Source organism: bacterium (assembly GCA_027622355.1).
GTDB lineage: Bacteria > UBA8248 > UBA8248 > UBA8248 > UBA8248 > JAQBZT01.
Genome location: JAQBZT010000180.1, coordinates 1 through 6,192, shown reverse-complemented (window position 1 = coordinate 6,192; position 6,192 = coordinate 1). Strand labels below are relative to the sequence as shown.

At 62.2% G+C, this 6,192-nt stretch carries 6 protein-coding genes; 5 read left to right on the top strand and 1 reads right to left on the bottom strand.

From position 1 onward, the window contains the following. The 4 genes from O2807_10615 to O2807_10600 all read left to right on the top strand — a co-directional run. Positions 1 to 1,021, top strand: a 1,021-nt coding sequence (locus O2807_10615; protein MDA1000949.1) for a TRAP transporter large permease subunit, incomplete at its 5' end; no start/stop codon positions are given. A gap of 33 nt (positions 1,022 to 1,054) precedes the next feature. Next, positions 1,055 to 2,011 carry an NAD(P)-dependent oxidoreductase gene (locus O2807_10610; GenBank protein MDA1000948.1) on the top strand — a complete coding sequence of 319 codons (957 nt, stop codon included), beginning with the start codon at positions 1,055 to 1,057 and terminating at the stop codon, positions 2,009 to 2,011. A gap of 23 nt (positions 2,012 to 2,034) precedes the next feature. Continuing rightward, positions 2,035 to 3,306, top strand: coding sequence for a beta-ketoacyl-ACP synthase II (fabF, locus tag O2807_10605; protein ID MDA1000947.1), 1,272 nt, complete (start codon positions 2,035 to 2,037; stop codon positions 3,304 to 3,306). 105 nt (positions 3,307 to 3,411) lie between these two features. After that, positions 3,412 to 4,767 carry a serine/threonine-protein kinase gene (locus tag O2807_10600; protein ID MDA1000946.1) on the top strand — a complete coding sequence of 452 codons (1,356 nt, stop codon included), beginning with the start codon at positions 3,412 to 3,414 and terminating at the stop codon, positions 4,765 to 4,767. 6 nt (positions 4,768 to 4,773) lie between these two features. On the opposite strand, the gene O2807_10595 is transcribed toward O2807_10600, so the two are convergent. Further along, the gene (locus O2807_10595; GenBank protein ID MDA1000945.1) at positions 4,774 to 5,733 is read right to left on the bottom strand and encodes a DMT family transporter; all 960 of its coding nucleotides are present in this window, start codon (positions 5,731 to 5,733) and stop codon (positions 4,774 to 4,776) included. A gap of 150 nt (positions 5,734 to 5,883) precedes the next feature. Between O2807_10595 and O2807_10590 the strand changes: the two genes are divergently transcribed. Beyond that, positions 5,884 to 6,192 (top strand): alpha/beta hydrolase (locus tag O2807_10590; protein ID MDA1000944.1); only part of this gene is annotated, 309 nt, incomplete at its 3' end.

The following is a 6,192-nucleotide window of genomic DNA, read 5'->3' as shown; positions in this document are numbered from 1 at the left end:
CTTCGGCCTTCAGGTGGGCGCCCCCTTCAGCTGGTTCGCCGACACCCATCGGGGGATCAATTACGGAGACGCGCTTCTCTGGGTGCTGGCGGGGGGGGTTGTTCTGAAAGTCCTCGAAATTGTCTTCGCCGCCATCGCCGCTCCCGCCGTGGAGGCGGCGCCCGCACCTGCGGAGAATGATTTCCGCTCCGCTCCCCAGACCGGCCCCGTCCTTCTCGGGCGTCTGGCGAGCCAGGGGGCCGAGCTGATCAAAATCACCTGGATTTCGCTGGAATCCGGGGCGCGGAATACGCTGGTCATCGGCTGCATCGCGCCCGTCCTGGGCATTCTGCTCTCCTGTGCCACCCAGAGCGATCTGCCGGGACGGGTATCGGCACTCCTGATCGAATTCAGCTTTGGCCTTCTGCCACTGACCATCTTCTGGGTCATCGTGGCCGGCTATGTCATCGGCATGGGACTGCCTATCACCGCCAGCTACGTCATTTTGGTCATCTTCAGCGTGGTCGCCCTGACCAATCTTGGTGTCCCGACCATCACGGCCCACCTGATCAGCTACTGGGTGGCGGTGACGAGCGCCGTGACTCCCCCCGTTGCCCTGGCCGCCTACGCCGCAAGCGCCATCGCCATGTCCGATCCGGTGAAAACCGGATTCCAGGCGGTCAAACTCGCTTCGTGGATCTACATCATGCCCTTCCTCTTCGTGTACACCCCGCTTCTTCTCACAGGGACCGTAATCGACATCACGCTCACGGTCTTGGCCTGCTTGGTGGGCATCATCGCCTGGGCGGGCGTCCTGGAGGGCTACATCTTCAAGCCGACCAACAAGTTCGAGTGGAGTCTCCTCCTCGGCTCTATGGTCTGCCTCCTCCTGCCAGTGGACCATTTCCTTGCCTATTTCACGCCCCTTTCGGGAGAGTTCCACTACACCGTCTATGCCGTGGGGGTGGCGTTGTTGGTCCTCGCCTTCATTCTGCAGCGTGCCCGGGGCGGCAATGTGGGCCTCGTGCACCATGAGGGATAGGGGCGCGAGTCCCGGATCCCATAAGGCCATAACATGACATACCGTATTCTTTTGGTTGATGAGCGGTTTCAGCAAAAATCCCGGGCGCGTTTTCTCGTCGATTACTTGCCCGATGGATTCGAACTCGTCATTCCAGATGATTTCAGCGAGGCTTCCCTGCTCCGGCACGCCGAGAGCGCGAACGTCATCCTCACGGCCTTTGCTCCCATCACCGCCCGGATGATGGGAGCGGCCCCAAACCTTTTTCTCGTCGGCAAGGCCGGAACGGGCGTCGACAACATTGACGTTCCGGCAGCGACCGAAAAGGGCATCCCCGTCGCCAACTCGCCCGGCAGCATTCGCGGTCACGCCGTGGCCGAGCACGCCCTGACGCTCATGCTCATGCTCTCCCGAAGGCCCTGGCTTTGGGACAGGGAGGGCCCCCGCCCGCTTCACAATCAGCTCCGGGACGCCGCCCTTGGGATCGTCGGCCTGGGAGGCATCGGACAAAGCATCGCGCGCATGGGCGCGGGATTCGGCATGCGCATCCTGGCCCAAACCCGTACGCGCGGTAAGTTTCGCCCCGAGGGCTTTCAAATCGAGGAAATGGACAAGCTCGGCGATCTCCTTCCCCAGGCCGACTATCTGGTGCTTTCGCTCCCCTTGTCCCCCGACACCCGGGGGCTGATCGGGAAAAACGAGTTTCAGCGCATGAAGCCGGGCTCCTTTCTCATCAACATCGCCCGGGGGCCCCATGTGGTGACGGACGACCTCGTTGAAGCCCTGCACTCGGAGCGCATCGGCGGGGCCGGGCTCGATGTCACTGATCCCGAACCGCTTCCGGCGGGCCATCCCCTCCGCACTTTTTCCAATGTCGTTCTTTCTCCTCACATCGCATCGCAAACCGAACAGGTGCAGCGGATGAGTTATCAACTGCTATGTGAGAACATTCAGCGGGCCTCCCAGGGCGAGCGGGTCACCAGCCTCGTGAACCCTGAGATTTACGGCTAACCGCCCTCGGGACAGGACCGTTCATGGCAGATCGAAATCTCCGGCGAAGGAACCGCAGAGTCGCCGTCACCGGCATCGGCATACTTTCCCCCATCGGGATCGGCAAAGAAGAGAACTGGAAGTCCATCCTGGCAGGAAGGTCGGGCACCGGTCCCGTCACCCTTTTCGACGCCTCCCGTCTCCCCTCCCGGATCGCGGGTGAAGTGACGGATTTCGACCCCCGCATCCACCTCGACGGCGCCGCGCCGGAACACCTGAGCCGATCCATCCAGTTTGCGCTCGCCGCCGCCGCCGAAGCCATTGCGGATTCCGGCCTTTATCTTTCCGGCGACATGGACACCACCCGCATCGGCGTTAACGTCGGCTCGGGGCTCGGGCTGCAATCCTCCGAGGAAGCGCTTCAGACATCCGATGCCCGGCAGGGGGGAAGCCACCTGAGCCCTCATTTCATGCCCAATCTTCTGGCCAACATGGGTTCCGCCCGCATCTCCATTCGCTGGAAGCTCAAGGGACCGATAGGATGTACAAGCACCGCCTGCTCCACGGGAAGTCACGCCATCGGCGACAGCTTCGACATCATTCGGCGCGGCGCCGCCGATGTCATGCTCGCGGGCGGAACAGAGGCCTGCATCTTTGAGCTGACGATGGGCGGCTTCTGCGCCATGAGGCTGCTCTCAACCCGAAACGATGACCCCGGAACCGCAAGCCGGCCCTTCGACGCGGGCCGCGATGGATTCGTCATCGGCGAGGGAGCGGGGCTTTTGGTTCTCGAGGAGATGGAGCGGGCAAAAGCCCGCGGGGCGCGAATCTACGCAGAACTTTCGGGCTACGGCCTGAGCGCCAACTCGAACCACATGATTCAGCCCGACCCGGATGGAGAGGGCCCCATCCTCTGCATGCGCATGGCGCTGCAGGACGCCGGCCGCGAGGCCGCCGAGGTGGGCTACATCAATGCCCACGGAACCGCCACCGGTCCCAACGACTGGACTGAAACCATGGCCATCCGAAAAACGTTCGGCGCGCACGCCGACCGGCTGGCTGTCAGCTCCACGAAGTCCATGACCGGCCATATGCTCGGCGCCACCGGAGCGGCCGAGGCCATCTACACCGTCCTGGCGCTACACCACCAGACGCTCCCCCCGACCATCAATTACAAAGACCCCGACCCTGCCTGCGATCTCGACTATGTGCCCAACCAGGCCCGCCCGGCGGAGCTCCGCCATGCGATATCCAACTCCTTCGGATTCGGCGGGCAGAACGCGAGCCTTCTCTTCTCCCGCCCCGAGACGCGGTAGGCGTTTTGCTCTTTTCACCTGAAATCAAGATGATATGATTTACCGGCGGGCGGAGAAGAAGCCCGTAGTGAAATTCCCGCTATACATGAAGAGTCCTGGCCAACGATGACTGCCCAGAACACACCTCCAGCATCATCACCCTCCGTCCTTCGCCGGGGGCGGCTGCTCGGAAAGTACCGCCTCATTCACCGCGTCGGGGAGGGAGGATACGCCGACGTCTGGCGGGCACAGGACACGATCGAGGGCATCCCCGTCGCCCTGAAGATGCCCCGGCGGCTCTTGGCCGACAGCGCCGCTATCATCGCGGATTTCCGGCGCGAGGCACGGATTCTGGCGCAGCTGGATCATCCCCACATCCTTCGCCTCAAGAATGCGGACATCATCGAGAACCGCATCGTTCTCGCCTACGAGTTGGGAAAAGAAGATCTGGAAATGCGGCTCCGCCGCCGCTACCGCACCGAGTGGGCGCTCAAGGTGGTGCACCAGCTTCTCGAGGCCCTGAGCGGCGCGCACGAAAAGAAAATCATCCACCGCGACGTGAAGCCGGAGAATGTTTTTCTGTTCGAGGATGACAAGGTGCGCCTCGGGGATTTTTGCATCGCCCACCTCGCCGACGCGAAACTGACCGGAGAAACCAGCTCTGGAACACTCGGCTACATGGCCCCTGAGCAGGCATACGGACGACCCGGCTTCAGCTCGGATGTTTTTTCTGTCGGCCTGATTCTCTATCGGCTTTTATCCGGGCAGCTCCCCAACTGGCCTTTCGCATGGCCCTATCCCGGCCTGGAAAACCTCTCGCGCAAAGTGCCCCCCGCGATGATCAGTGTCATCAAGAAGGCGACCGCCTTCCATCCCCGAAGCCGGTACTTCAACGCCACGCGCATGCTCACAGCCTACAGGTATGCCCTCGCCAAATTCCGGCGGTTCGAAAACGATCCCGTCAAGAAAGTGCGAAGGGAAAAACGGGTTTCCCAGACGGCCTCCCGCAAATGGGAGGACATGCGCGTCCGCGAATTCGAAAAAACCTTCCACAACCGCTATGGGCTCCGTTTTGAATGCCGCAAATGCGGACACCCCATCGGGGAGGAAATGTCCTATTGCCCGTGGTGCGGAACGGGGGACAACTCCTGCCGGGAAACGACCACCTACCCCGCCTTTTGTCCCGAATGCGAGCGCGGCGTCCGCATGGAATGGAAACACTGCCCCTGGTGCTACGCGGGGAGATTCGCAGACGCCGTTCCCCGGCCGCACAAGGACAAACGCTACACCGAAAAGTGCGCGAACCCCGAATGTGCGGATCGGAGAATGATGCCCTTCATGCGCTATTGTCCCGCCTGCAAGACGAAGGCAAAGCGCCCGCCGAAATGCACCGCCGGGGAGAAGCCCTGTCCGCACTGCCGCTGGCCCGTCGCTTCCGGCTTCTGGCGCAACTGTGCCTGGTGCGGCAAAAAAGTAACCTGAACCGGATTACGCCTGAAGCGAAGGGTGCGCCGCCGCCCGCTTTCTCCGGAAACGCTCCTCGTTCGTCACGAACCAGACGCCGCAAACGATAAGCGCGCCTCCTGCCAGCAGCGGCCACCCGATCCGCTCGCCCAGCGCCAGGGCGCTGCCCCCCACCCCGAACACAGGACACAGGAAGAAAAAGACAGAGACCTTTGGAGGAGAGTACTTCATCAGAAGATAGGCCCAATAGACCAGAAACAGCCCGCTCGATAGCAGTCCCATGAACAGGATGGCGAACACCTCCGCGAACCCGAAGACATACCGCCCCCCGCCCTCCCAAAGCCAGGTGAGGGCGAGATACAGGGGTGCCCCGATGAGCATGGCCCACCGCGTGACGGCCACGACGTCCGATCGGCCGAGGTATTTCCGGAAGTGAATGGTTTGGACGCACCAGATGACGGCCGACAGGAGGATGAAGCTTTCCGCCCAGAGGGCTCCCTCGCCCGCGAGGCGATCGAAAAAAACGGTTACCGTCCCCGCCATGGCGACGATAAAGCCGAGCGCGCGAATCGCCGTGATGCGTTCCCCGGGAAGTGCCGCCGCCGCGATCAGCATCACCCAGATGGGTTGGGTATAGAGCAGCACAGAAGCCCTCGCGGCCAGAGTCGATGTCATCCCGACATAGAGGAACAGGATATGGGCGTTGTGGAGAAGGCCGTTCAGAATCCGGTGGAACACCTCGTGCCGCCGATCAGGGTGGGTCGTCCGATCCTCCCGCTTCGCAAAACCCATCCAGACCGTCAGCGTGAGCGCCGAGAGAACCGACCGCATCCAGATCAGGGCGAAGGGGCTCAGGCCCGCATACGCCCCCTTGATGACCGGCTGGGTGATGCCCCAGATAAATGCGATGAGAAGGGCCCCGATGATGAGTTCGAACCCGCCCGAGGCATGGTGTGTTTCGCTGGAACCCGTGTCGGTCGCCACATTCCCCCCGCAACTGAAGTACGAACCGCCCGCTTAAGGGACGGGCGGTTTCCCATAGAAAGCCGTCATAGTACGCTTCTTCTTTCCGTGCACCAAAGCTCATTGCCCTCTTTCCCTTGCAGGGGAAGCCGCGAAGAACGGGAGAGAAAGTTGTCCGGGAAAAAAATCACCGGAAGCGAACACTGGACCCGCAGCAAGGGTGCCGACTTGTTTCTGTGGCGAAAAAGGAGGAAGGGACTTCGCAAGGCGCGCGGCAGCGTGCTCCTCGCGCACGGCTCCTCGATGGCATCCACCCCCACGTTCGATCTTCAGGTCAAAAGCCGGCCCGGCTACTCTCTCATGGACTACCTCGCCGCACGGGACTGGGACGTTTGGTGCGTGGACTTCGAGGGATATGGCCGCTCCACCAAGACGCGCGATGTCATATGCGGCATCGAGCGCGGGGCCGACAACCTGCTG